We start from the raw sequence: 23,920 nt of genomic DNA, 5'->3' as shown, positions 1-23,920 counted from the left end.
TCGGCCGGGCGCTGCGCGCCCATAGCCGGGCTGGGGATTTTAGGGCAGCGCCTGGGGACTTGCCTCGTGACGGTTGCTACGGCCTTGTGCTAAGCATGGCTCCCGGAGGGCTCCCCGCCCCTTCTCAAGGAAACTCAGAACAGCACGCGGCTGCGAATCGTCCCGCCCACCTTCGCCAGTTTCTCCAGCGCCAGGTCCGAGGATGCCGCGTCGATGTCCATCACCACATAGCCGATCTTCTCGTTCGTCTGCAGGAACTGCGAGGAGATGTTGATCTGGTTGTCCGAAAAGATCTTGTTGATCTCGGACAGCACCCCAGGCACGTTCCGGTGGACGTGCAGCAGCCGGTGCTTGCCAGGGTGCGCAGGCAGCGCCACTTCAGGGAAGTTGACGGAAGACGTCGAAGTGCCGTTGTCGCTGTACTTGACCAGCTTTTCCGCCACTTCCAGCCCGATGTTGGCCTGCGCCTCCATGGTCGAGCCGCCGATGTGCGGCGTCAGGATCACGTTGTCGAGGCCTCGCAGCGGCGACTGGAACTCGTCCTTGTTGCTGCGCGGCTCCACCGGGAACACGTCGATGGCGGCGCCCAGCAGCTTTTTCGTCTTCAGGGCCTCGGCCAGCGAGTCGATCTCGACCACCGTGCCGCGCGAGGCGTTGATCAGGATGGCGCCGGGCTTCATGGCCGCGATCTCGGCCGCGCCGATCATCCATTGCGTGGCCTGCGTCTCGGGCACGTGCAGCGTCACGATGTCGCTCTGGGCCAGCAACTGGTGCAGCTCGCGCACCTGGCGCGCATTGCCCAGCGGCAGCTTGGTGACCACGTCGAAGAAGGCCACGTGCATGCCCAGCGCCTCGGCCAGCACCGACAGCTGCGCGCCGATGGAGCCGTAGCCCACGATGCCCAGCGTCTTGCCGCGGATTTCAAACGCGTTGTCGGCCGACTTGAGCCAGCCGCCGCGGTGCGCCACCGCACTCTTCTCGGGCACGCCGCGCAGCAGCAGGATGGCTTCGGCCAGCACCAGTTCGGCCACCGAGCGGGTGTTGGAATACGGGGCATTGAACACCGCCACGCCGTGCTCGCGGGCAGCTTCCAGGTCGACCTGGTTGGTGCCGATGCAAAAGCACCCGGCGGCCACCAGCTTGTGGGCGGCGGCGAACACCTCGGCCGTCAGCTGGGTGCGCGAACGGATACCCAGGAAATGCACGTCGGCGATCTTCGCCTTGAGCTCGGCGTCGGGCAGCGCGCCCGGCAGCGACTCGATGTTGGTGTAGCCGGCGGCGCGCAGCACCTCCACGGCCGAGGGGTGAATGCCTTCGAGCAAGAGGAACTTGATCCTGCTTTTGTCGAGGGAGGTTTTGCTGCTCATGGCGCTCTCGCAGAAGTCCCGGCCGTGGCGACAGGCTAGGCCAAAAAAGGGAGGGCGATGCTAGCATGGTGCGGCGCAGCAAGCAGGGCCGCAGCCCGCGCCGGGCCTGATGCAAACAGGGCCAAAGGGGTTTCCCCGATTGGAAGCAACCCGCGCTCCATGCGCCAATGTGACGCGGCTGTGTCATGCACATGCCCTAGCATCCGCGCTTTCCATTTTTCCCTTCAGGAGTCTTCATGCGATTCAAGACGCTTGCGCTGGCATCGGCGTTGGCCGCCACGCTGTTCAACGTGGCACAGGCCCAGACCGAGATCCAGTGGTGGCATTCCATGACCGCCGTCAACAACGAGTGGGTCAACGATCTGGCCAAGCAGTTCAACGAGAGCCAGAAGGAATACAAGGTCATCCCGACCTTCAAGGGCACGTACGACGAATCGATGACGGCTTCCATCGCGGCCTTCCGCGCCGGCAACGCGCCGCACATCCTGCAGGTGTTCGAAGTGGGCACCGCCACCATGATGGCCAGCAAGGGCGCCATCGTGCCGGTCGGCCAGGTCATGAAGGACGCGGGCGAGAAGTTCGACCCGGCCGCCTACATCCCTGCCGTGGCCGGCTACTACACCGCCCCCAATGGCCAGATGCTGAGCTTCCCGTTCAACAGCTCGACCACCATCTTCTATTTCAACAAGGACGCCTTCAAGGCTGCCGGCCTGCCCACCGACAAGGCGCCGTCGACCTGGCCCGAGGTGGTAGCCGCCGCCGCCAAGCTCAAGGCCAGCGGCCACAAGTGCCCGTTCACCACGGCCTGGCAGAACTGGACGCAGGTGGAGAGCTTCTCGGCCTGGCACAACGTGGAATTCGCCAGCAAGGCCAACGGCCTGCAGGGCCTGGACGCGCGCCTGAAGGTGAACTCGCCGCTGCACCAGCGCCACATCGAGAACCTGGCCAGCATGGCCAAGCAGGGCCTGTTCATCTACAAGGGCCGTGGCAACGTGCCCGAGGCCTCGTTCGTGTCGGGCGAGTGCGCCATGATCAACACCTCTTCGGGCTTCTACGGCAACGTGGCAAAGAACGCCAAGTTCGCCTACGGCCTGGCGCCCCTGCCCTACTACCCGGACGTGCCGGGCGCACCGCAGAACACCGTGATCGGCGGCGCCAGCCTGTGGGTCATGTCGGGCAAGAAGCCGGCCGAATACAAGGGCGTGGCCAAGTTCTTCAGCTTCATCTCGACGCCTGAAGTGCAGTCCGCCAGCCACAAGCGCACGGGCTACCTGCCCGTGACCACCGCTTCGTACAAGCTCACCGAAGAGTCGGGCTTCTACAAGCAGAACCCCGGCACCGACGTGGCCGTGACGCAGATGATCCGCAAGGTCACCGACAAGAGCCGCGGCATCCGCCTGGGCAACTACGTGCAGATCCGCGCCATCGAGGACGAAGAGCTCGAACAGGTCTGGAACGGCAAGAAGACGGCCAAGGAAGCCCTCGACGCCATCGTGACCCGCGGCAACGAGCAGCTGGAACGCTTCCAGAAGGCAAACAAGAGCTGACGATTGACGACCGGGCCCCTCGTGTCCGGCTAATATCGCCCGCCCCCGCTCACTCTTCTACAAGAGTGGGCGCGGCGGGATTTTTTACGTAGAGGGTTCATGGAAAAACGCGTCTTCTTTCGCTCGGGCTGGCTGCCCTGGCTGCTGCTGGCACCCCAGATGGCGGTGATCCTCGTGTTTTTCTTCTGGCCGGCGGGGCAGGCCATCCTGCAATCGCTGCAGCAGCAGGATGCGTTCGGCACATCGGTCGAGTTCGTCGGGCTGCAGAACTTCAAGGAGCTGTTCCACGACCCGGCCTACGCCGAGTCGTTCAAGACCACCGCCGTTTTCTCGGTGCTGGTGGCCGGCATCGGGATCAGCCTGTCGCTGGCGCTCGCCGTGTTCGCCGACCGCATCGTTCGCGGCGGCATGTTCTACAAAACCATGCTGATCCTGCCGTACGCGGTGGCCCCCGCCGTGGCAGCGGTGCTGTGGGTCTTCATGTTCTCGCCGTCGCTGGGCGTGGTGGCCTACGCGCTCGGCAAGATCGGCATCGACTGGAACCACCTGCTCAATTCGCGGCACGCAATGACGCTGATCGTGATGGCGGCTGTGTGGAAGCAGATTTCCTACAACTTCCTGTTCTTCCTGGCCGGCCTGCAGTCCATTCCGAAATCGCTGATCGAGGCCGCAGCCATCGATGGCGCGCGCCCGTGGCGCCGGTTCTGGACCGTGCAGTTCCCGCTGCTGTCGCCCACCACGTTCTTCCTGCTGGTGATGAACGTGGTCTACGCCTTCTTCGACACCTTCGCCATCGTCCACGCTGCCACCGAAGGTGGCCCCGGCAAGGACACCGAAATCCTCGTCTACAAGGTCTATCACGACGGCTTCAAGGCACTGGACCTTGGCGGCTCGGCCGCACAGTCGGTGGTGCTGATGGTGATCGTCATCGCGCTGACCATCGTGCAGTTCCGCTACGTCGAAAAGAAGGTGCAGTACTGACATGGTTGAAAAACGAAGCACCCAGGGCATCCTGGCCCACGTGGTGATGATCCTGGGGGTCATCATCGTCGCCTTCCCCATCTACCTTGCGTTCGTGGCGTCCACCCACACCGCGCAGGAGATCGTGCAGCGGCCCATGCCGCTGCTGCCCGGCAGCCACATGCTGGACAGCTACAAGGCCGCGCTCTTCGGCCGCGCCACCAGCGCCGGATCGAACGCGCCTGTTGCGCACATGATGTGGGTGAGCCTGGTGACGGCCATGGTCATTGCCATCGGCAAGATCTCGATCTCGCTGCTGTCGGCCTTCGCCATCGTCTACTTTCGCTTTCCGTTCAAGAAGATCTGCTTCTGGGCCATCTTCGTGACGCTGATGCTGCCGGTGGAAGTGCGCATCCTGCCCACCTACAAGGTGCTGTCGGACCTGAGCCTGCTGAACTCGTACGCGGGCCTCACGGTGCCGCTGATCGCGTCGGCCACGGCCACCTTCCTGTTCCGCCAGTTCTTCCTGACGGTGCCCGAGGAGCTCACCGAGGCCTCGCGCATGGATGGCGCCGGTCCGATGCGCTTCTTCTTCGATGTGCTGCTGCCGCTGTCGAAGACTTCGATCGCCGCGCTGTTCGTGATCCAGTTCATCTACGGCTGGAACCAGTACCTCTGGCCGCTCCTGGCTGTCACCAACGAAGACATGTACCCCATCGTCGTCGGCATCAAGCGGCTGATTGCCGGCGGCGATGGCCAGAACGAATGGAACGTCGTGATGGCCACCGCCATCCTAGCCATGCTGCCGCCCGCGCTGGTGGTGGTGCTGATGCAAAAGTGGTTCGTCAAGGGCCTCGTGGACACTGAAAAATAAGTTATGGCTGCTCTCTCCCTACGCAACGTCATCAAGCGCTACGGCCACGGGCCGAAAGCCAACCAGGTCATCCACGGCGTGAGCGCCGAGATCGCCGACCATGAATTCATCGTCATCGTCGGCCCCTCGGGCTGCGGCAAGTCCACGCTGCTGCGCATGGTGGCGGGCCTGGAGGAAGTCTCGGCCGGCGAGATCGCCATCGGCAACAAGGTGGTGAACCAGCTCGAACCCTCCGAGCGCGACATCGCCATGGTGTTCCAGAACTACGCGCTGTACCCGCACATGAGCGTGTTCGCAAACATGGCCTACGGCCTGAAGATCGCCAAGGTGCCGGTCGACGAGATCAAGGTGCGCGTCGACAAGGCCGCGAAGATCCTCGAACTCGGCCACCTGCTGGAGCGCAAGCCGCGCGAACTCTCCGGCGGCCAGCGCCAGCGCGTGGCCATGGGCCGCGCCATCGTGCGCCAGCCACAGGTGTTCCTGTTCGACGAGCCGCTGTCGAACCTCGACGCCAAGCTGCGCGCGCAGACGCGCCTCGAAATCCAGAAGCTGCACCGCGAGCTCGGCATCACCTCGCTGTTCGTCACGCACGACCAGGTCGAGGCCATGACGCTGGCGCAACGCATCATCGTGATGAACGGCGGCGTGATGGACCAGTTCGCCACGCCCGAAGAGGTGTACTCGCGCCCCGCCACCACCTTCGTGGCGAGCTTCATCGGTTCTCCTCCGATGAACCTGCTGCGGCACGCGCCGGGCGTGCGCCCGGGCCAGATCCTGGGCATTCGCCCCGAGCACCTGAAGCTCGACGAAAGCGGCTGGACGGTGCAGGTCGAGCAGGTCGAACTGCTGGGCGCCGAGCGCCTGGTGTACGGCCGCATCGGCGACGAGCAGATCATCATGCGCACCGACGAAGGCGACCATCCACCGGTCGCGGGCGACACCGTGAAGATCGCGGCGCGCGAAGACAAGCTGCACTGGTTCGACGCCGGTTCGGGCAAGCGCGCAGACTGAACGATGGCCTTGTCGACACCCTGGCCGTATCCCCGCTGGGTCGCGCATCGCGGCGCCGGCAAGCTGGCACCCGAAAACACGCTTGCGGCCTTCAAGCTCGGCGCCTCGCACGGCTACCGCATGTTCGAGTGCGACGCCAAGCTCAGCGCCGACGGCGTGGTCTTCCTCATGCACGACGCCACGCTCGGCCGCACCACCAGCGGCCACGGCATCGGCGGCGCGCAGCCCTGGAGCGCGCTGGCGCAGCTCGACGCGGGCGGCTGGCACTCGCGCGCCTACGCGGGCGAGCCGCTGCCCACGCTGGAGAACATCGCACGCTTCTGCCTGGCCAACGGGCACCTGCTCAACATCGAGATCAAGCCGACGCCCGGCGTCGAGCGCGAAACCGGTGAAGTGGTGGCGCGCGAGACCGCCCGCCTGTGGCAGGGCGCGGCCGTGCCACCGCTGCTCACGTCCTTCCAGGTCGAATCGCTCAAAGGCGCGCAGGCGGCGCAACCCGAGCTGCCGCGCGGCCTGCTGCTCGACACGCTGTGGAACGGCTGGCTCGAGGCCGCGCAGCAGCTGGACTGCGTGGCCATCGTCTGCAACCACGCGCTGTGGGACGCGGCGGTGGTGGCGCAAGTGCACGGCGCAGGCCTGCGCGCACTGAGCTACACGGTGAACGACGAGTGGGCTGCGCAGCGGCTGATCGACCTGGGCACCGACGGCATCATCACCGACAGGGTGGACCTGTTCAGCCCCGCCGGCTGAAGCTGCGCGGCTGAGGCCGCACCTACGCACTTACTTCTTACCGGCCCTTACGAAATGGCGGCTTCTATGATGCGGCCATGAGTTGGACCCTACGCTTCGCGAGCTTCTGCTTCGCAGCCCTGTGCATGTGCGGCGGCGCCTCGGCGCAGCCAGACCTCGGCGGCAACGCCAACAGTGCTGCCGCGGCCGCAGCAGCCCCCGCCCCCACAGTGGCCGAACTGCGCGAGCAGTTCACCAAGCTCAGCACCGCCGCCGAGACCGACGAGGACGCGCGCAAGCTGCTCGCGCAGATCAACGACATCGGCACCCAGGCCGACAAGTTCGTCACCGCGCGCACCGGCGAGCTTGCCGATCTGAACGCCCGGCTCGGCGAACTCGGCAACCCGCCCGCCGCTGGCGCCACCGAAGACCCCGACATCACCCGCCAGCGCGCGCGCCTGACCAAGGAGCGCAACGCACTCGACGCCGACATCCGCCTTGCGCGCCTGCTGTCGGTCGACGTACGGCAGCGCGGCACCGAACTGGTCACGCAGCGCCGGGCGCTGTTCGAGGCGCAGCTCACCGAGCGCGCGGCCTCGCCGCTGACCGCCGAGTTCTGGAACGACCTGCGCGAGGCCTGGCCCGACGACCAGGCACGGCTGAAGGCGATGGTGTCCTCGGTGAACGACGGCCTGGTGGCCGCGACCCAACCCGAAACGCGCCTGCAGGTGATCGCAGCCCTGGTCGGGGCGCTGCTGCTCGCGGTGTTCGGCAACTGGGCGGCCGAAGTCCTGCTCGCCCGGCTGGCCGCGCGCGTCCTGCCGGCGGGGCGGCTGCGGCGTTCGGTGCTGGTGATCGGCATCGTCGCGAGCCACGTGCTGCTCGTGGCCGTGGCCGCGCACGGCTTCGTCGAGGTGCTGAAAGAGTTTGCCACCTGGGAGCCGCAGGCGCGCAAGGTGCTCAATTCGACGGCCCAGGCGCTGGTGTTCATGGCCTTCGTGATCGGGCTGGGCCGCGGGCTGCTGGCCACGCGCCGGCCCTCGTGGCGCCTGCCGCCGATTCCCGACGCCATGGCCACGCGGCTCGCCGCCCTGCCCTGGCTGGTGGCGCTGGTGGCCGCGCTGGCGTGGACCCCGGCGGAGGTCAACGCGCTGATCGACGCGAGCTTCGCGGCCGTAGTGGCCACGCACGTGCTCACGGCGCTGGTGCTGACGGCGCTGGTCGCCACGGTGCTCTATGTCGTGAAGCCGCTGCGCGCCGATGCGGCCGAGGCCGGCCTGCCCGAGCGGCCGATGTGGGTCGGCCTGCTGGTGGCGCTGATCGGCGCGCTGATGATCGCGATCTGGGTGCTGGTGGCTGTCGGCTACGTGGCGCTGGCGAGCTTTTTGGCCTCGCAGCTCACCTGGAGCGGCATCGTGGCTGCCGCCTTCTACGTGCTGTTCAAGTTCGCGGACGACGTGTTCATGGCCACGGTGTCGTCGCGCGCCGCCTTCGGCCAGCGGCTGCAGAAGAGCTTCAACCTCGCGCCGCAGACGCTGGACCAGGTCGCCACGGTGCTGTCGGCGCTGAGCCGGGTGGCGCTGTTCTTCTACATGTTGATAGCGCTGGCCGCGCCGCTGGGCACGGGGCCGGGCGAGGTGTTCCAGCGCAGCGGCAAGTTCGGCACCGGCGTGAAGGTGGGCGAGTTCCAGCTGGTGCCGGGAGCGATCCTGAGCGCGATCGCGGTGGCGGTGGTGGGCTTTGTCGTGCTTCGGATCTTCAAGCGCTGGCTCGAAAGAGCCTACCTGCCGAACACGAAGTTCGAGCCGGGCATGCAGAGCTCCATCACCACGCTGCTGGGCTATGTGGGCGGCATCCTGGTGGTGGCGTTTGCGCTTTCCGCACTGGGCATCGGCATCGAGCGCATCGCGTGGGTGGCGAGCGCGCTGTCGGTGGGTATCGGCTTCGGCCTGCAGGCGATCGTGCAGAACTTCATCTCGGGGCTGATCCTGCTGGCCGAGCAGCCGGTGAAGGTGGGCGACTGGGTGGTGCTGGGCACGGCCGAGGGCGACGTGCGGCGCATCAACGTGCGCGCCACCGAGATCCAGCTGGGCGACCGCTCGACGCTGATCGTGCCGAACTCGGAGTTCATCACCAAGACCGTGCGCAACATGACGCTGGCCAACGCCGAGGGACGCGTGCTGATCCGCCTGCCGATGCCGTTGACCACCGACGCGCAGCGCGTGCGCGACCTGATCCTCGCGGCCTGCAAGGCGCACGAAGGCGTGCTGGAAACCCCGGCGCCGTCGCTCACGCTCGAGGGCATCGAGAACGGGCTGCTGATCTTCCAGGCGATCGCCTATGTGGCGAGCCCCCGGCTCGCGGGCGGCGTGCGCAGCGACCTGCTGTTCGCGATCCTCGACGAACTGAAGAAGGCCTCGCTGCCGCTGGCCGTGCCGACGATGGTGATGACGGCTACCGCGCCGGAAGCGCTCGCGACGCCCTCCGTGCCTTCGTCGCCCGCCTCGCCGATTCCCGGCATGCCGAGCTGATCACTCCAGCAGTCATTCCAGCGGCAGCGCCGTGGTGAATTTGACTTCGTTGAGGCACACGCTCGAACGCACCGCCGACACGCCGGGCATGTGCATCAGCGTGTGCATCAGGAACTGCGAGAGCGCCTCCAGGTCTTGCGCGACGACCTTGAGCACGTAGTCGAAGTCGCCCGTCACCGAGTAGCACTCCAGGATCTGCTTCAGGTCGGCGATCAGGTCCTGGAACTTGGGCAGTTCGTCGACATGGCCGCGCGCCATGGTCACGTGGATGAAGGCGATCACGCCCAGCCCGATGTGGCGCGCGTTCAGCCGCGCCGCGTAGCCGTTGATGAGCCCCAGTTCTTCCAGCCGCCGGTGGCGCCGCAGGCACTGCGCCGGCGAGAGATTGGCCACCTCGGCCAGTTCAAGGTTGGATGCACGGCCATGCACCTGCAGGTGCTCAAGAATCCTCCGGTCGATCCGGTCGAGTTCGATCTCATGCAATTTCTTCTCCCAATGCACCAAATTCATGCAATTTTATGGCGCAAAGCGGGGTAAGCCCGAGCCGTTCATGCACCTTAATTGTGCAAAGTACGATCTAGACTCCGAGGCGCCCGGGACGCATGCCGCGATCCAGGGTCGCTGAATTCCTCGCCACCGGCGCCCGCCGGCGGCTTCAGACGCATCCACACCCCCACCCGGAGACCCTTTCCCGTGAAAAACGCTTTGCTTCGCACACCCTTCAGCGCAGTGGCCCTGGCCCTCGGCATGCTGGCCGCCGCGCCTTCGTTCGCGGCCGACACCAAGTCGGTGGCCGTGACCGCCATCGTCGAGCACCCGGCGCTGGACGCCGTGCGCGACGGCGTGAAGGCCGAGCTGAAGGCGGCCGGCTACGAAGAAGGCAAGAACCTCAAGTTCACTTACCAGAGCGCGCAGGGCAACGTGGGCACTGCAGCCCAGATCGCCCGCAAGTACGTGGGCGATGCGCCCGACGCGATCGTCGCCATCGCCACGCCGTCGGCGCAGGCCGTGGTGGCCGCCACCAAGACGATTCCGGTGGTGTATTCGGCAATCACCGACCCGGTGGCCGCCAAGCTGGTGAAGAACTGGGAGCCCTCGGGCACCAACGTGACGGGCGTGTCGGACCTGTCGCCGCTCGAAAAGCACGTCGGCCTGATCAAGCAGGTGGTGCCGAACGCCAAGCGCATCGGCGTGATCTACAGCCCCGGCGAAGCCAACTCGGTGGCCATCGTCGCCTCTTTGAAGAAGGCCGCCGCCGACGCTGGCATGACCGTGGTCGAAGCCGCCGCCGCCCGCACGGTGGACGTGCCCACCGCCGCCCAGAGCCTGGTCGGCAAGGCCGACGTGATCTACACGCCCACCGACAACAACGTGGTCTCGGCCTTCGAAGGCATCGTGAAGGTGGCGCAGCAGGCCAAGCTGCCGGTGGTGGCAGCCGACACGGCCACCGTCGAGCGCGGCGCCGTTGCTGCCCTGGGCCTGAACTACAGCGACATCGGCCGCCAGACCGGCAAGATCGTGGTGCGCATCCTCAAGGGTGAAAAGCCCGGCACGATCGCCTCGCAGACCAGCACCAACTTCGAGCTGGTGGTGAACCCCGGCGCAGCCAAGCTGCAGGGCGTGACGCTGTCCGAATCGCTGCTGAAGACCGCCAAGGTCGTGAGCACGAAGTAAGCACGCGAGCCATTTTCTCTCATGTCGCTCATCGCTTCGCTGGGCGCCATCGAGATCGGTCTGATATTCGGACTGGTCGCGCTGGGCGTCTTCATGTCGTTTCGCATCATCAATTTTCCCGACCTCACGGTGGACGGCAGCTTTCCGCTGGGCGCCGCCGTGGCCGCGACGCTGATCGTCGCGGGCTGGAACCCGGTGGCCGCCACCGCCGTGGCCTGCGTGGCCGGCGCCGTCTCTGGCTGGGTCACGGCCTGGCTCAACGTGAAGCTGAAGATCATGCAGTTGCTCGCGAGCATCCTGGTGATGATCGCGCTGTACTCCATCAACCTGCGCGTGATGGGCAAGCCCAACGTGGCGCTCATCACCGAACCGACTGTGTTCAGCATGGTCGACTTCGGCGGCATGCCCGAGCAGTGGGCCAAGCCGCTGTTGCTGCTGCTGATCGTGATCGTCGCGAAGATCCTGGTCGACATGTTCTTCGCTTCTGAAGCCGGCCTGGCGATGCGCGCCACGGGCGGCAACGCGCGCATGGCGCGGGCCCAGGGCATCTCGACCGACTTCCACACCATGGCAGGCCTGGCGCTGTCGAACGCGCTGGTGGCGCTGGCCGGCGCGCTGTTCGCCCAGAGCCAGGGCACGGCCGACATCTCGATGGGCGTGGGCACGATCGTGATCGGCCTGGCCGCGGTGATCATCGGCGAGACGCTGCTGCCCGCGCGAAGCATGGTCATCACCACCCTGGCCTGCGTGCTGGGTGCGCTGCTGTATCGCTTTTTCATCGCGATGGCGCTGAACACCGACTTCATGGGCCTGCAAGCGCAAGACCTGAACCTGGTGACTGCCGTGCTGGTGGCGTTCGCGCTTCTGGTGCCAGCCTACAAGCGCAAGCTGGGCGGGCTTTTCAAGGGGAAGAACTGATGCTGCGCGCCCAACAACTCGAGATGACCTTCAACCCGGGCACGCCGATCGAGAACCGCGTGCTGCGCGGGCTCAGCCTGGAAATTCCGACCGGCCAGTTCGTCACCGTGATCGGCTCGAACGGCGCAGGCAAGTCGACCTTTCTGAATGCGGTGAGCGGCGACCTGATCGTCGACAAGGGCAGCATCGAGATCGACGGCAAGGACGTGACCCGCCTGAACGCCTGGCAGCGCTCGGGCATGGTGGCCCGCGTGTTCCAGGACCCGATGGCCGGCACCTGCGAGGCGCTGACCATCGAGGAGAACATGGCGCTCGCCTGGAAGCGCGGCGAGCGCCGGGCCTTCGGCTTTGCGCTCAACCGCAACCTGCGCGAGCTGTTCCGCGAGAAGCTGTCGATCCTGAAGCTGGGGCTGGAGAACCGGCTGGCCGACCGCATCGGCCTGCTCTCGGGCGGGCAGCGGCAGGCGGTGAGCCTGCTGATGGCCTCGCTCAAGCCCTCGCGCATCCTGCTGCTGGACGAGCACACGGCCGCGCTGGACCCGAAAACTGCCGCCTTCGTGCTGGAACTGACCGCCAGGATCGTCGAAGGCAGCCAGCTCACCGCGATGATGGTGACGCACAGCATGCGCCAGGCACTGGACTACGGTTCGCGCACGGTGATGCTGCACGAGGGCCAGGTGATCCTCGACGTGGCCGGGCCGGAGCGCTCGGGGCTCGACGTGCCCGACCTGCTGCGCATGTTCGAGCAGACACGCGGCGAAAAACTGGACGACGACAAGCTGCTGCTGGCCTGATGGTGTCGGACGCCCCATTCGTGCGCGGCATGCGCGCCGACGACCTCGACGCCGTGCTCGCGATCCAGCTCGCCTGCTATGGCGCGGGGTTCGTGGAGGACGGCGCACTGATCGCCCGGCGGCTCGCTGCCGCGCCGCATACGGGCTGGGTGGCCGAGCATGAAGGCGGCGTGCGGGCCTATCTGGCCGGGTATCCATCGGTAGTCGGCAAGCTCACTCCGCTGCACGGGGAGTTCGAAGTGGCCGAACAGCCCGATTCGCTATGCCTGCACGACCTGGCTGTGCACCCGGACGCCTCGGGCCTGGGGCTGGGGCCCTTGCTGGTACGCCATGCCTGGGCTCACGCGGCACAGGCCGGCTGGCGGCATTCGACGCTGGTGTCGGTGCAATCCTCGGTGGGTTTCTGGCTGCGCCAGGGCTATGCGGCCACGCAGCCCGCCGGCACCGGGCAGCAGGCCTGGCTCGCCACCTACCCCGGCGAGTCGGTCTACATGATCCGCCGGCTCGGCTGACTGGTTGTCAGCGGCGCCAGCCGCGCATCGCCAGCCACTGGACAGTGCCGCAAACCACCACGAGCGCGGCGTAGGTCACCATCGCTCCGTCACGCCCGAACACGGCAAGGCCCACCACCAACACCCCCACGCCGGCCGCAAAGGTCAGCGCCCACTGCACCCACCAGCGCGGGACGCCGGCGCGGTTGCCGCCCAGGAGCCGCCCGGCAAAGGCCAGCACCAGGGCCAGGAATGCCGCGGGTGCTACAAAATTAAGCAGGTGATTCAAGAGGGCCAGCAGGTCCATCGGGAGGGGTTGCGCACGTGCCGGAACATGCGCGGAAGGTTATGGCTGTCATAGGGAAAGCCATTTGTCCTTCCGCAAGCCTCGTGCGGCTGCTGATTTTATAATCACGGCCATGTCAGTCTGGGCTCTCGGCTTGAACCACACGACCGCGCCGCTCGATCTGCGCGGTCGTTTCGCGTTCGCGCTCGACCAGATAGCCCCCACGCTGCAGAGCCTGCGCAGTTCCTTTGCCTCCGGCCGCCACCCCCAGGTCGAGGCCGCGATCATCTCCACCTGCAACCGCACCGAGATCTATTGCGCCTCGGAACACATCGCGCTCGACCACACCTTCGGCTGGCTGGCAGCCAGCGGCGGCGTGGCCCCTGCCCTGCTGCGCTCGCACGCCTACACCCTGCACGACGACGAAGCCGCGCGCCATGCCTTCCGCGTGGCCAGCGGGCTCGATTCGATGGTGCTCGGCGAAGCGCAGATCCTCGGCCAGATGAAAGACGCTGTGCGCGCAGCCGAGACGGCCGGCGCGCTCGGCAGTACGCTGAACCAGCTGTTCCAGCGCTCCTTTGCCGTCGCGAAAGAGGTCCGCACCGCCACCGAGATCGGCGCGCACTCCATCAGCATGGCCGCCGCGGCGGTCCGGCTGGCCGGGCAGCTCTTCGAAGATTTGCATCAAACGCGCGTGCTGTTCGTCGGCGCGGGCGAAATGATCGACCTTGCGGCCACGCACTTCGCGGCCAAGGAGCCCAAGTCGATCGCCATTGCCAACCGCACGCTCGAACGCGGCGAAAAGCTGGCCTCGCGCTTCGGCGGCGAGGCGATGCGGCTGGCCGACCTTCCCTCGCGGCTCGCCGAGTTCGACATCGTGGTGAGCTGCACCGCGAGCACGCTGCCGATCATCGGCCTGGGCGCCGTCGAGCGGGCGCTCAAGGCACGCAAGCACCGCCCGATGTTCATGGTCGACCTGGCCGTGCCGCGCGACATCGAGCCCGAAGTGAAGGCTCTGGAAGATATTTATCTCTACACCGTCGACGACCTCGCCCAGGTCGTGCAACAGGGCCAGGCCAACCGCCAGGCCGCGGTGGCACAGGCCGAAGTGATCATCGACGCCGGCGTGCAGAGCTTCATGCACTGGCTGGGCCAGCGCGGCACCGTGCCGCTGATCCAGCAGCTCAACGCGCAGGCCGACGAGTGGCGCGCCGCCGAAATGGCCCGTGCGCGCAAGCTGCTGGCCAAGGGCGAATCGGTCGATGCGGTGCTCGAAGCGATGTCGCGCGGGCTCACGCAGAAGATGATGCACGGCGCCATGGCCGAGCTGCACGCTGGCGATGCCGCCTCGCGCGAGCAGACGGCTCAGACGATCTCGCGCCTGTTCCTGCGCAAAGAGCGTTAGCGACGCTCGTCATCGCCTGGCCCGACCGGCCGCGATCTTCTTCATGCGCCCTGCCCTCGCTCGGCAGCACCCTCCCATTTTTTCGAGCCTCTTTCCCCCGTGAAATCCTTTCTGCGCCATCAACTCGAACGCTACGCCCAGCGCCTGGGCGAGCTCGACTTCCTGCTCTCGCGCGAAGACATCATGAGCGACATGGCGCAGTACCGCACCATCTCGCGCGAGCATGCCGAGGTCACGCAGATCGCCGGCCGCTACGAGCGCTACCGCCAGCGCGAGGCCGACATCGCCGGTGCCAAGGAAATGCTCGACGACCCCGACATGGCCGAGATGGCAAAGGAAGAAATCGCAGGCGCCGAGGCCGAGCTGGTGCAGCTCGAAGAAGAACTGCAGCGCCTGCTGCTGCCCAAGGACCCCGACGACGCGCGCAATGCCTTCCTCGAAATCCGCGCGGGCACGGGCGGCGACGAATCGGCGCTGTTCGCGGGCGATCTGCTGCGCATGTACACGCGCTACTGCGAGCGTGCCGGCTGGCGCTGCGAGGTGGTGAGCGAAAGCGAGAGCGAACTCGGCGGCTACAAGGAAGTGGTGATCCGCATCGTCGGCGACGACGTGTTCGGTCACCTGCGCTTCGAATCGGGCGGCCACCGCGTGCAGCGCGTGCCGGCCACCGAGACGCAGGGCCGCATCCACACCAGCGCCTGCACGGTTGCCGTGCTGGCCGAGCCCGACGAGACCGTGGCCGTGCAGATCAACCCCGCCGACCTGCGCATCGACACCTACCGCGCGAGCGGCGCCGGCGGGCAGCACATCAACAAGACCGACTCGGCCGTGCGCATCACGCACATCCCGACCGGCATCGTGGCCGAATGCCAGGACGACCGCAGCCAGCACCGCAACAAGGCCAAGGCGCTGCAGGTGCTGTCGGCGCGCATCCAGGAAAAGGAACGCAGCGAACGCGCCGCCAAGGACGCGGCGATGCGCAAGGGGCTGATCGGCAGCGGCGACCGCTCGGACCGCATCCGCACCTACAACTTTCCGCAGGGGCGGCTGACCGACCACCGCATCAACCTCACGCTCTACAAGCTGCTCGCCATCATGGAAGGCGACCTCGGCGACGTGCTCGACGCGTTGCGCGCCGCACGCGAGGCCGAGCAGCTGGCCGAGCTCGAATCGAGCCTGCCGGCGTGATGACCACCACCGAGAACCCATTGCCGTCGACCGTGGCGCAGGCGCTGACCGCGGCTGTCGCCCTGGGCATCGACCGGCTCGACGCCCAACTGCTGCTGCTGCACGCGCTGGGCCGCGCGCCGCACGACCGGGCCTGGCTGCTGGCACACGACACCGATGCGATGCCTGATTCGGCATGGTCCGCGCTGGCCGCGCAGTTGTCTCGGCGCCGCGCTGGCGAACCGGTGGCCTACCTGCTGGGCGAGAAGGAATTCCATGGCCTCAACCTGCAGGTCGATGCCCGTGTGCTGGTGCCGCGCCCCGACACGGAAACGCTGGTCGAATGGGCCCTGCAGTGCCTCGAAGGCCATGCCGCCCCGCGCGCGCTCGACCTCGGCACAGGCAGCGGCGCGATCGCGCTGGCCCTGCAACACGCCCGCCCCGATGCACAGGTCGACGCGGTCGATGCAAGCGCCGATGCGCTCACGGTCGCCCAGGCCAACGCCCGACGCCTCGGCCTGCCCGTACGCTTCACCCAGGCGAATTGGCTCGACGGCGCCGACAGCGGCTACACGGTCATCGCCAGCAATCCGCCGTACATCGCCGCCGGCGACCCGCATCTGCCCGCGCTGCGCCATGAGCCTTCTTCCGCGCTGGTCGCGGGCACCGACGGGCTCGACGACATCCGCCAGATCGTGCAGAACGCCCCCACCCACCTCGCGGAAGGCGGCTGGCTGCTGCTCGAACACGGCCATGACCAGGCCGCCGCCGCGCGCCAACTGCTCGCCGCGCGCGGTTTCGCCGAAGTGCAAAGCCGCGACGACCTCGCCGGCATCCAGCGCTGCTCCGGCGGAATCTGGCGCACGGTGAAATAATCCCCCCAGCCTATTTTTTCAGGAGTCCCCATGTCCGACGCCCAGCAACGCATCGACGACCTCGTCAAGACCAACGACCTCGTGCTCTTCATGAAGGGCAATGCAAGCTTTCCGATGTGCGGCTTCTCTGGCCGCGCGATCCAGATCCTGAAGGCGGTCGGCGTCGACACGAAGACGCTCAAGACCGTCAACGTGCTCGAAGACGACGGCATCCGCCAGGGCATCAAGGAATACAGCAACTGGCCCACGATCCCTCAGCTCTACGTGAAGGGCGAGTTCATCGGCGGCTCGGACATCATGATGGAGATGTACGAATCGGGCGAGCTGCAGCAAGTGGTGAACGGCGCTGCCGCCTGAACCAACGAAGCCGGTCATGAGCCACGATCACGACGCGGATCACGGCCATTCGCATGACGGCGATGACGGCGATGACGGCGAAGGCGCCCCGGCCTGGAAGCACGACGGCGTGCGGGTGATCGGGGCCAACCAGCTCGACGTCAACACCGCGCAGACGCCCGGCATGAACCGGGCGGCCGCCATCAACTTCGCCCGCGTAGGCGCACAGAAGCTCTGGGCCGGCACCGTGACCATCCATGCCGATGCCAAGACCGGCGCCCATCACCACGGGCACCTCGAATCGGTGATCTACGTCGTGCGCGGCCGGGCCCGCATGCGTTGGGGCGAGAAGCTGGAGTTCACTGCCGAGGCCGGGCCGGGCGACTTCATCTACGTGCCGCCCTTCGTGCCGCACCAGGAAATCAACGCCAGCGCGACCGAGACGCTCGAATGCGTGCTGTGCCGCAGCGACGGCGAGGCCGTGGCGGTGAACCTCGACATCGAGCCTGTGGAAAAACCTGAATCGGTGCTCTGGGTCGACCCGACTCACCCCCACGGCGGGGTCTGAGCGTTTTTCCGGTGCCGAGTCATGGCACCATGGTGGCCGTCTTCGACGTGCCACCATGACCCTGACCCAAAGCCTGCTCATCATCGCGCTACTGATTGCGCTGAGCGCCTTCTTCTCCCTTGCCGAAATCACCTTGGCCGCCTCGCGCCGCCTGCGTTTGCGCCAGATGGCCGACGAAGGCGACCCTCGGGCAGAGAAAGTGCTGCGCGTGCAGGAGCAGCCCGGCCACTACTTCACCGTGGTGCAGATCGGGCTCAACGCGGTGGCGATCCTCGGCGGCGTCGTGGGCGAAGGCTCGCTCAGCCCTTACTTCGCAGTCTTCTTCGAGAAGTGGCTGAGCGTCGAGGCTTCGGCCAGCGCGGCCTTCCTGTGCTCGTTCATCATCATCATCGCGGTGTTCCTGGTGTTCGCCGACCTGTTCCCCAAGCGGCTGGGCATGAGCAACCCAGAGCAGTTGGCGGTACGCATGGTCGGGCCGATGCAGCTGCTGATCACCACCTTCAAGCCGCTGGTGTGGTTCTTCACGCGCTGCACCGACCTGCTGTTCAAGCTGCTCGGCATGCCGATGGTGCGCGACGACAAGATCACCTCGGCCGACATCCTCGCGATGACCGAGGCCGGCGCCCGGGCCGGCGTGCTCGCTGTGCGCGAGCAGCAGGTGATTGCCAACGTGTTCGAGCTGGAAACACGCCTTGTGAGCAGCGTGATGACCGCACGCGACAGCATCGCCTGGTTCCTGCATGACGACCCCGAGTCGGTGCTGCGCGCGCGCATCGTGGCCGAGCCCTTCTCGGCGTATCCGGTGTGCGACGGCGACATTGACCACGTGCTGGGCTATGTGGACGCCAAGGACATGTTCCAGCGTGTGCTCAGCGGCCAGCCGCTGGCCTTCGACCAGGGCCTGCCGCTGCACAAGGCGCTGGTCATTCCCGACCGGCTGTCGCTGACCGAGGTGCTCGAGCAGTTCCAGCAGGCGCATGAAGACTTCGCAATCATCGTCAACGAATACAGCCTGGTGGTGGGCGTGATCACCCTCAACGACGTGATGAGCACGGTGATGGGCGACCTGGTGTCGATGCCCGACGAAGAGCAGATCGTGCAGCGCGACGAAAACTCGTGGCTCATCGACGGCATCACGCCCATTCAGGACGTGCAGCGCGCGCTGCACATCGACGAGCTGCCGCATGCCGAGGAATACGAAACGCTCGCGGGCTTCCTGATGGTGATGCTGCGTCGCGTGCCCAAGCGCACCGACAACGTGACCTGGGGCGGCTACACCTTCGAGGTGATGGACGTGGACAGCTACCGCATCGACCAGGTGATGGTCACGAAGGGCTCGGGCACCGCCAAGGCGCCGGCGAACTGACTGGACTGGCTGGCTTGCAGACTCAGGCTGCCGACCGGTCCTTGTCCTTTTCCTTCTCGCGTTCCTTGTCGTTGAACACCCAGAGCCGCTGGTTGGCGAACACCGCGTTCGGGTATGGCGACTTGCCGCGGCTACCGTTGTAGCGGCCCAGCGTCATGTACAGGTCGCCGTTCTCGCGGTCGAGGTAGTGGCGCAGGATCACGCAGCCGAAGCGCAGATTGGTCTGCATGTGGAAGAGCTTGGCCGAATCGCTGTCGCCGATCACGCGCGTCCAGAACGGCATGACCTGCATGTAGCCGCGCGCGCCGGCGCTCGACACCGCGAACTTGCGGAAATTGCTCTCGACCTGCACCAGCCCGAGCACCAGGCTCACCTCGAGCCCCGAGCGCTTGGCTTCGTACCAGGCGGTCTGCAGGAATTCGATGCGCGAGGGCGCGTCGGCGATCTTCTTCTTGAGGCGTTCGCTCATCTCGCCGAGCCAGCGCAGATAGGCCAGGCGGGCTTCGGTGTTCGCGAACTGGGGCACCGGCGGCGCCTTGTTGTGGATGGCCGAGCTCAGTGCGGTGCGCACCGAGTCGATCAGCGGCTCCTCGATCTGCGCACCGGCCAGGGCGGTCTGCGGCAGCGATAGCATTGCGAGGGCGCCCGCCGTCACGGCGCCGCCCAGGCACTGGCGTCGCGAGAGGCCGCCCTCGAGGCTCATTTCGCGAGCTTGCCGGCGATGAAGTCGACGATGCCGGCCGCAGGCACCTTGGTGGCTGCGGTGTCGCGCCGGCCCTGGTATTCGAGCTGACCTTCCTTGAGACCGCGATCCGAGATGACCACGCGGTGCGGCACGCCGATCAGCTCCCAGTCGGCGAACATCGCGCCAGGGCGCTCGCCGCGGTCGTCGAGCAGCACGTCGACGCCCTTGGCAAGCAGCTCTTCGTAGAGCGCTTCGGCCGCGACCTTGACCTCGGGGCTGCGGTCCATGCCGATGGGGCAGACCACCACCGTGAACGGAGCCAGCGCGTCGGGCCAGATGATGCCGCGCTCGTCGTGGTTCTGTTCGATGGCGGCGGCCGGCAGGCGGGTGATGCCGATGCCGTAGCAGCCCATTTCGAGGAACTGCGGCTTGCCACCTTCGTCGAGGTAGGTGGCGTTCATGTCCTTGCTGTACTTGGTGCCCAGCACGAACACATGGCCGACTTCGATGCCGCGCTCGATGGCCAGCACGCCCTTGCCGTCGGGCGAGGCGTCGCCCGCGACCACGTTGCGGATGTCGGCGATCAGGTCGGGCTCGGGCAGGTCGCGGCCCCAGTTGACGCCGGTCATGTGGAAGTCGACTTCGTTGGCGCCGGTGATCCAGTCGGCCATGCCGGCAGCTTCGCGATCGGCCACCAGCTTGACGGGCTTCTTGAGGTTCAGCGGACCGAGGTAGCCGGGCTTGCAGCCGAAGTGGTCCTCGATCTCGGCGAGGGTCGCAAAGCGGAAGCCCTGGTTCAGGCCGGGCAGCTTGCTGACCTTGATCTCGTTCATGTCATGGTCGCCGCGCAGCAGCAGCAACCATACCTGCGAGCCCTTCGGATTGCCGGCCTCATCGACGATGTCGGTGGCCAGCACCAGCGACTTGATGGTGGTCGACAGCGGCACGCCGAGCAGCTCGGCCACGTCGGCGCAGGTGCTCTTGCCGGGGGTCGGAGTCTTCTGGAGCGCCTTGGCGGCCGCGGGGCGCGGGCCGGCCGGGGCCAGCGCCTCGGCCTTTTCCATGTTGGCGGCGTATTCGCTGTCGGGGCAGTAGACGATGGCGTCTTCGCCGGTCGCGGCGATCACCTGGAACTCTTCGCTCAGGTCGCCGCCGATGGCGCCGCTGTCGGCCGCCACGGCGCGATAGCGCAAGCCGAAGCGGTCGAAGATGTTGCGGTATGCCTGCGCCATGGTCTGGTAGCTGGCCTTGGCCGCGTCGAGGTCGCGGTCGAAGCTGTAGGCGTCCTTCATGATGAATTCGCGCCCGCGCATCAGGCCGAAGCGCGGACGGCGCTCGTCGCGAAACTTGGTCTGGATCTGGTAGAAATTCTTCGGCAGCTGCTTGTAGCTGCGGATCTCCTGGCGCGCGATGTCGGTCACGACCTCTTCGCTGGTCGGCTGGATCACGTAGTCGCGGTCGTGCCGGTCCTTGATGCGCAGCAGCTCGGGGCCCATCTTCTCGAAGCGGCCGGTCTCCTGCCAGAACTCGGCCGGCTGCACCACGGGCATCGTCATCTCGACGGCGCCAGCGCGGTTCATCTCCTCGCGCACGATGGCCTCGACCTTGCGGATCACGCGCAGCCCCATGGGCATGTAGGTGTAGATGCCCGTGCCGAGCTTCTTGATCATGCCGGCCCGCATCATGAGCCGGTGGCTCGCGACCTCTGCGTCAGCAGGCGCTTCCTTGAGAGTGGAGACAAAAAATCGGGAAGCTTTCATCGGGATCGGTGTGATGGATTCGCTGGATTCGAAAATGGGAAGTGGGGGACTGCTCCCCCGGAGAGACCCTGAGAGCCTGGCATCGGCAGCTTGCCGAGGGCAACCCGGCATGCATAATCGACTCAGTTCAAAAATTGGGGTTTGATTATGCTCGACCGGGACGGCTTCAGGCCCAACGTCGGCATCATCCTGCTCAACCAGAGAAACCAGGTTTTCTGGGGCAAACGCATACGCACGCATTCCTGGCAGTTTCCGCAAGGCGGCATCGACCGCGGCGAAAGTCCCGAGCAAGCCATGTTCCGGGAACTGCACGAGGAAGTGGGGCTCCACCCGGAGCACGTGCGCATCGTGGCCCGTACCCGCGACTGGTTGCGCTACGAGGTGCCGGATCGGTTCATCCGCCGTGACGCACGGGGCCACTACAAGGGCCAGAAACAAATCTGGTATTTGCTGCAACTCGTCGGCCACGACTGGGATCTCAACCTTCGTGCCACCGACCATCCCGAATTCGATGCTTGGCGCTGGCACGACTACTGGGTGCCGCTCGACGTGGTCGTCGAGTTCAAGCGCGGCGTCTACGAGATGGCGCTCACCGAGCTTGCTCGCTACCTGCCAAGGCAGGATTTCCGCAACCGCTTCCTGCGCAGCAACGTGCGCGCCCGAGAATTCGAGCGCCATTCGCCAGACGCCGGGGCGCCTCCCGGACTGGATCTGCCGCCCGGCGGCAGTTTCGATCCGCATCCCGACATTCCTTCTGCGAGCGATGAACCTCCTGTCCACAACAACAAAGCGCCGTTCCTTCCGACGCAACGCTGAACGCGCCCTTCTTCTGATCTGCTTCGGCGTCCTCGCGGGCTGCGCCTCGGGCCAGCACGACACCGACAACCCCGACTGGGCGCAGGCCGGCAGCCCGCCGCCGCCGAAGCGGTCCGAAACGGACAAGGAATGGGAAGAAACGGCAACGCCTCCGCCGCCGGCCTTCAGCGAAAGCCGTCTGCTGCCGATCGAGATGCCGCCTTACATGAGCCTGAAATTCGGCGTCGACCCGAACACGATCGCAATCACTGGCGACGGGATCGTGCGTTACGTGGTGGTGGCACACAACCGCAACGGCGGTGCCGTCAACGCCTTCTACGAGGGCGTGCGCTGCTCTACGGCGGAAATGAAGAGCTATGCGCGCTACAACAACGGCGCCTGGCAGGACGTCGCAAAGCCGGAGTGGAAACGCCTGAACGACCTGAACTCCAGCTACACCCGGGCGTTGTCGACCCAGGCCCTGTGTCGCGGCAATGCGCCGCGCGCCTCGATCGGGGAAATGGTGCAGAACATGCGCAACCCGGTGCGGGAAGTGCAGTAATCCAAACAACAACGGGGCGCAAGGCCCCGTTGTTGTCTGGATCATCAGCTGGGCATCAGCACCATGTTGTCGCGGTGGACCATCTCGGGTTCCGCAACATAGCCCAGCAGGCGCTCGAATTCGCTCGAGGGCTTGCGGCACAGCAGGCGCGCCTCCACGCTCGAATAGTTGGCAAGGCCCCGGGCCAGCTCGACGCCGTCGACGTCGCGCACCGCGATCACGTCGCCGCGCGAGAACTCGCCCGAAACGCTGGTCATGCCGATCGGCAGCAGGCTCTTGCCCTCGGCTCGCACCTTCGCGGCCGCGCCTGCATCGACGACGACGGCGCCGCGCAATTGCAGGTGGTCGGCCATCCAGCGCTTGCGGGCCTGGTGCTTGGCAGTCTGCGCCACCAGCAGCGTGCCGATGGACTCGCCCCGCGCCAGGCGCAGCAGGGCGTCGGCCTCGCGACCCCAGGCGATGACGGTAGAAGCGCCCGAGCCCGCGGCGCGCTTGGCCGCGAGGATCTTGGTGATCATGCCGCCCTTGCCGATGCTCGACCCCGCCCCACCCGCCATCGCTTCGAGCGCCGGATCGCCCGCGGCGGCTTCGTGCACAAACTTGGCTTCCGGGTCCTTGCGCGGGTCGGCCGTGTACAGGCCCTTCTGGTCCGTGAGGATGACCAGCGCGTCGGCCTCGACGAGGTTGGCCACGAGCGCACCGAGCGTGTCGTTGTCGCCGAACTTGATCTCGTCGTTGACGACCGTGTCGTTCTCGTTGATGACCGGCACCACACCCAGCTTGAGCAGCGTGACCAGTGTCGAGCGGGCATTGAGGTAGCGCTCGCGATCGGCCAGGTCGGCGTGGGTCAGCAGCACCTGCGCACTGCCGATTTCGTTTTCGCGCAACTTGGTTTCGTACATCTGGGCCAGGCCCATCTGTCCGACGGCCGCAGCGGCCTGAAGCTCGTTGATTTCGTGCGGTCGGGTGCGCCAGCCGAGGCGCTTCATGCCTTCGGCGATGGCCCCGCTCGACACCATCACGACCTCACGCCCTTCGCGCACCAGCGCAGCCAGTTGCCGGCACCACTCGCCGATGGCGGCCTCGTCGAGACCGCGCCCCTCGTTGGTCACGAGGCTGGAACCCACCTTGACGACGATACGGCGGGCATCCCGCAAGGCAGTGGATCCGGAGTTCGAGGTCATTTTCGGGTTGTAACGGTCTTGAATGCTGCGTGGGT

Annotated in this window: 24 protein-coding genes; 18 read left to right on the top strand and 6 right to left on the bottom strand. The window is 66.5% G+C overall.

Going from position 1 to position 23,920, the window contains the following annotated elements; translation table 11 throughout:
* Positions 1-134 precede the first annotated feature (134 nt).
* Complete coding sequence (serA, locus tag BLV60_RS22350) at positions 135-1,367, bottom strand: phosphoglycerate dehydrogenase (protein WP_093057470.1); 1,233 nt, start codon at positions 1,365-1,367, stop codon at positions 135-137.
* A 236-nt stretch (positions 1,368-1,603) separates the two neighbouring features.
* On the opposite strand from serA, the gene ugpB reads away from it, so the two are divergent.
* The 6 genes from ugpB to BLV60_RS22320 all read left to right on the top strand — a co-directional run bounded on the left by ugpB (position 1,604) and on the right by BLV60_RS22320 (position 9,019).
* On the top strand, positions 1,604-2,914 hold the full coding sequence (gene ugpB / locus BLV60_RS22345) for a sn-glycerol-3-phosphate ABC transporter substrate-binding protein UgpB (protein WP_093057469.1): 1,311 nt from the start codon (positions 1,604-1,606) through the stop codon (positions 2,912-2,914).
* Positions 2,915-3,013: 99 nt separating this feature from the next.
* Positions 3,014-3,895: a sn-glycerol-3-phosphate ABC transporter permease UgpA gene (gene ugpA, locus BLV60_RS22340; protein WP_093057468.1), complete on the top strand. Its 882-nt coding sequence runs from the start codon at positions 3,014-3,016 to the stop codon at positions 3,893-3,895.
* Position 3,896: 1 nt separating this feature from the next.
* Positions 3,897-4,748: a sn-glycerol-3-phosphate ABC transporter permease UgpE gene (gene ugpE / locus BLV60_RS22335; protein ID WP_093057467.1), complete on the top strand. Its 852-nt coding sequence runs from the start codon at positions 3,897-3,899 to the stop codon at positions 4,746-4,748.
* Between the two features lie 3 nt (positions 4,749-4,751).
* Positions 4,752-5,759 carry a sn-glycerol-3-phosphate ABC transporter ATP-binding protein UgpC gene (ugpC, locus tag BLV60_RS22330; protein ID WP_093057466.1) on the top strand — a complete coding sequence of 336 codons (1,008 nt, stop codon included), beginning with the start codon at positions 4,752-4,754 and terminating at the stop codon, positions 5,757-5,759.
* Positions 5,760-5,762: 3 nt separating this feature from the next.
* Positions 5,763-6,509 carry a glycerophosphodiester phosphodiesterase gene (gene ugpQ, locus BLV60_RS22325; RefSeq protein ID WP_093057465.1) on the top strand — a complete coding sequence of 249 codons (747 nt, stop codon included), beginning with the start codon at positions 5,763-5,765 and terminating at the stop codon, positions 6,507-6,509.
* A gap of 77 nt (positions 6,510-6,586) precedes the next feature.
* Positions 6,587-9,019 (top strand): DUF3772 domain-containing protein, encoded by a 2,433-nt coding sequence (locus BLV60_RS22320; protein ID WP_093057464.1) that lies wholly within the window; start codon positions 6,587-6,589, stop codon positions 9,017-9,019.
* Positions 9,020-9,031: 12 nt separating this feature from the next.
* Here BLV60_RS22320 and BLV60_RS22315 read toward each other — a convergent pair whose 3' ends face one another.
* Positions 9,032-9,502: an Lrp/AsnC family transcriptional regulator gene (locus tag BLV60_RS22315; protein ID WP_093057502.1), complete on the bottom strand. Its 471-nt coding sequence runs from the start codon at positions 9,500-9,502 to the stop codon at positions 9,032-9,034.
* Positions 9,503-9,766: 264 nt separating this feature from the next.
* On the opposite strand from BLV60_RS22315, the gene BLV60_RS22310 reads away from it, so the two are divergent.
* The 4 genes from BLV60_RS22310 to BLV60_RS22295 are packed head-to-tail and all read left to right on the top strand — an operon-like array spanning position 9,767 to position 12,917.
* Positions 9,767-10,693 (top strand): ABC transporter substrate-binding protein, encoded by a 927-nt coding sequence (locus BLV60_RS22310; RefSeq protein ID WP_093057501.1) that lies wholly within the window; start codon positions 9,767-9,769, stop codon positions 10,691-10,693.
* Positions 10,694-10,714: 21 nt separating this feature from the next.
* Positions 10,715-11,611: an ABC transporter permease gene (locus BLV60_RS22305; RefSeq protein WP_093057463.1), complete on the top strand. Its 897-nt coding sequence runs from the start codon at positions 10,715-10,717 to the stop codon at positions 11,609-11,611.
* The gene (locus BLV60_RS22300; protein ID WP_093057462.1) at positions 11,611-12,405 is read left to right on the top strand and encodes an ABC transporter ATP-binding protein; all 795 of its coding nucleotides are present in this window, start codon (positions 11,611-11,613) and stop codon (positions 12,403-12,405) included. Before BLV60_RS22305 ends, BLV60_RS22300 begins: the two co-directional genes overlap by 1 nt.
* Positions 12,405-12,917 carry a GNAT family N-acetyltransferase gene (locus tag BLV60_RS22295; protein WP_093057461.1) on the top strand — a complete coding sequence of 171 codons (513 nt, stop codon included), beginning with the start codon at positions 12,405-12,407 and terminating at the stop codon, positions 12,915-12,917. The genes BLV60_RS22300 and BLV60_RS22295 overlap by 1 nt, the downstream gene beginning before the upstream one ends.
* Positions 12,918-12,924: 7 nt before the next feature.
* On the opposite strand, the gene BLV60_RS22290 is transcribed toward BLV60_RS22295, so the two are convergent.
* Complete coding sequence (locus tag BLV60_RS22290) at positions 12,925-13,203, bottom strand: hypothetical protein (protein ID WP_093057460.1); 279 nt, start codon at positions 13,201-13,203, stop codon at positions 12,925-12,927.
* A gap of 112 nt (positions 13,204-13,315) precedes the next feature.
* Here BLV60_RS22290 and hemA point away from each other — a divergent pair, with 112 nt between their 5' ends.
* The 6 genes from hemA (at position 13,316) to BLV60_RS22260 (ending at position 18,899) form a co-directional block, all read left to right on the top strand.
* On the top strand, positions 13,316-14,587 hold the full coding sequence (gene hemA / locus BLV60_RS22285) for a glutamyl-tRNA reductase (protein WP_093057459.1): 1,272 nt from the start codon (positions 13,316-13,318) through the stop codon (positions 14,585-14,587).
* Between the two features lie 99 nt (positions 14,588-14,686).
* A complete protein-coding gene (prfA, locus tag BLV60_RS22280) occupies positions 14,687-15,775 on the top strand; it encodes a peptide chain release factor 1 (RefSeq protein ID WP_093057458.1) in 1,089 nt (362 codons plus the stop codon).
* Positions 15,775-16,629 carry a peptide chain release factor N(5)-glutamine methyltransferase gene (gene prmC, locus BLV60_RS22275; protein WP_093057457.1) on the top strand — a complete coding sequence of 285 codons (855 nt, stop codon included), beginning with the start codon at positions 15,775-15,777 and terminating at the stop codon, positions 16,627-16,629. Before prfA ends, prmC begins: the two co-directional genes overlap by 1 nt.
* Before the next feature lie 30 nt (positions 16,630-16,659).
* Positions 16,660-16,986, top strand: coding sequence for a Grx4 family monothiol glutaredoxin (gene grxD, locus BLV60_RS22270; RefSeq protein ID WP_093057456.1), 327 nt, complete (start codon positions 16,660-16,662; stop codon positions 16,984-16,986).
* 16 nt (positions 16,987-17,002) lie between these two features.
* Complete coding sequence (locus tag BLV60_RS22265; RefSeq protein ID WP_093057455.1) at positions 17,003-17,533, top strand: cupin domain-containing protein; 531 nt, start codon at positions 17,003-17,005, stop codon at positions 17,531-17,533.
* Positions 17,534-17,588: 55 nt separating this feature from the next.
* Entirely contained in the window at positions 17,589-18,899 is a 1,311-nt protein-coding gene (locus BLV60_RS22260) for a polyamine export protein PaeA (protein ID WP_093057454.1), read from the top strand.
* A gap of 22 nt (positions 18,900-18,921) precedes the next feature.
* Here the strand turns inward: BLV60_RS22260 and BLV60_RS22255 are convergent, their stop codons facing one another.
* Together BLV60_RS22255 and BLV60_RS22250 are read right to left on the bottom strand one after the other, a co-directional pair.
* On the bottom strand, positions 18,922-19,602 hold the full coding sequence (locus BLV60_RS22255; protein WP_093057453.1) for a lytic transglycosylase domain-containing protein: 681 nt from the start codon (positions 19,600-19,602) through the stop codon (positions 18,922-18,924).
* Positions 19,599-21,344, bottom strand: a complete 1,746-nt coding sequence (locus BLV60_RS22250; RefSeq protein ID WP_093057452.1) for a proline--tRNA ligase — start codon at positions 21,342-21,344, stop codon at positions 19,599-19,601. The genes BLV60_RS22255 and BLV60_RS22250 overlap by 4 nt, the downstream gene beginning before the upstream one ends.
* A gap of 147 nt (positions 21,345-21,491) precedes the next feature.
* On the opposite strand from BLV60_RS22250, the gene BLV60_RS22245 reads away from it, so the two are divergent.
* Both BLV60_RS22245 and BLV60_RS22240 read left to right on the top strand, forming a co-directional pair.
* Positions 21,492-22,160 carry an RNA pyrophosphohydrolase gene (locus BLV60_RS22245; protein ID WP_093057451.1) on the top strand — a complete coding sequence of 223 codons (669 nt, stop codon included), beginning with the start codon at positions 21,492-21,494 and terminating at the stop codon, positions 22,158-22,160.
* Entirely contained in the window at positions 22,108-22,701 is a 594-nt protein-coding gene (locus tag BLV60_RS22240) for a CNP1-like family protein (protein WP_176928885.1), read from the top strand. The genes BLV60_RS22245 and BLV60_RS22240 overlap by 53 nt, the downstream gene beginning before the upstream one ends.
* A 44-nt stretch (positions 22,702-22,745) precedes the next feature.
* On the opposite strand, the gene proB is transcribed toward BLV60_RS22240, so the two are convergent.
* The gene (proB, locus tag BLV60_RS22235; protein WP_093057450.1) at positions 22,746-23,885 is read right to left on the bottom strand and encodes a glutamate 5-kinase; all 1,140 of its coding nucleotides are present in this window, start codon (positions 23,883-23,885) and stop codon (positions 22,746-22,748) included.
* Positions 23,886-23,920 lie beyond the last annotated feature (35 nt).

This window comes from Variovorax sp. YR634 (genome assembly GCF_900106655.1).
Lineage (GTDB): Bacteria > Pseudomonadota > Gammaproteobacteria > Burkholderiales > Burkholderiaceae_C > Variovorax.
The sequence above is the reverse complement of the archived record's forward strand: the minus strand, read 5'-3'. Positions and strand labels throughout refer to the sequence as shown.

Excerpts from the sequence above, each read along its gene's own strand:
- BLV60_RS22245 (WP_093057451.1), top strand. The coding sequence starts at position 21,492 with ATGCTCGACCGGGACGGCTTCAGGCCCAACGTCGGCATCATCCTGCTC.
- BLV60_RS22300 (WP_093057462.1), top strand. The coding sequence starts at position 11,611 with ATGCTGCGCGCCCAACAACTCGAGATGACCTTCAACCCGGGCACGCCG.
- BLV60_RS22305 (WP_093057463.1), top strand. The coding sequence starts at position 10,715 with ATGTCGCTCATCGCTTCGCTGGGCGCCATCGAGATCGGTCTGATATTC.
- ugpA (WP_093057468.1), top strand. The coding sequence starts at position 3,014 with ATGGAAAAACGCGTCTTCTTTCGCTCGGGCTGGCTGCCCTGGCTGCTG.
- BLV60_RS22265 (WP_093057455.1), top strand. The coding sequence starts at position 17,003 with ATGAGCCACGATCACGACGCGGATCACGGCCATTCGCATGACGGCGAT.
- BLV60_RS22320 (WP_093057464.1), top strand. The coding sequence starts at position 6,587 with ATGAGTTGGACCCTACGCTTCGCGAGCTTCTGCTTCGCAGCCCTGTGC.
- grxD (WP_093057456.1), top strand. The coding sequence starts at position 16,660 with ATGTCCGACGCCCAGCAACGCATCGACGACCTCGTCAAGACCAACGAC.
- BLV60_RS22310 (WP_093057501.1), top strand. The coding sequence starts at position 9,767 with ATGCTGGCCGCCGCGCCTTCGTTCGCGGCCGACACCAAGTCGGTGGCC.
- BLV60_RS22255 (WP_093057453.1), bottom strand. The coding sequence starts at position 19,602 with ATGAGCCTCGAGGGCGGCCTCTCGCGACGCCAGTGCCTGGGCGGCGCC.
- proB (WP_093057450.1), bottom strand. The coding sequence starts at position 23,885 with ATGACCTCGAACTCCGGATCCACTGCCTTGCGGGATGCCCGCCGTATC.
- BLV60_RS22250 (WP_093057452.1), bottom strand. The coding sequence starts at position 21,344 with ATGAAAGCTTCCCGATTTTTTGTCTCCACTCTCAAGGAAGCGCCTGCT.
- ugpC (WP_093057466.1), top strand. The coding sequence starts at position 4,752 with ATGGCTGCTCTCTCCCTACGCAACGTCATCAAGCGCTACGGCCACGGG.
- ugpQ (WP_093057465.1), top strand. The coding sequence starts at position 5,763 with ATGGCCTTGTCGACACCCTGGCCGTATCCCCGCTGGGTCGCGCATCGC.
- prmC (WP_093057457.1), top strand. The coding sequence starts at position 15,775 with ATGACCACCACCGAGAACCCATTGCCGTCGACCGTGGCGCAGGCGCTG.
- BLV60_RS22240 (WP_176928885.1), top strand. The coding sequence starts at position 22,108 with ATGAACCTCCTGTCCACAACAACAAAGCGCCGTTCCTTCCGACGCAAC.
- ugpB (WP_093057469.1), top strand. The coding sequence starts at position 1,604 with ATGCGATTCAAGACGCTTGCGCTGGCATCGGCGTTGGCCGCCACGCTG.
- BLV60_RS22260 (WP_093057454.1), top strand. The coding sequence starts at position 17,589 with ATGACCCTGACCCAAAGCCTGCTCATCATCGCGCTACTGATTGCGCTG.
- serA (WP_093057470.1), bottom strand. The coding sequence starts at position 1,367 with ATGAGCAGCAAAACCTCCCTCGACAAAAGCAGGATCAAGTTCCTCTTG.
- hemA (WP_093057459.1), top strand. The coding sequence starts at position 13,316 with ATGTCAGTCTGGGCTCTCGGCTTGAACCACACGACCGCGCCGCTCGAT.
- BLV60_RS22295 (WP_093057461.1), top strand. The coding sequence starts at position 12,405 with ATGGTGTCGGACGCCCCATTCGTGCGCGGCATGCGCGCCGACGACCTC.
- BLV60_RS22290 (WP_093057460.1), bottom strand. The coding sequence starts at position 13,203 with ATGGACCTGCTGGCCCTCTTGAATCACCTGCTTAATTTTGTAGCACCC.
- ugpE (WP_093057467.1), top strand. The coding sequence starts at position 3,897 with ATGGTTGAAAAACGAAGCACCCAGGGCATCCTGGCCCACGTGGTGATG.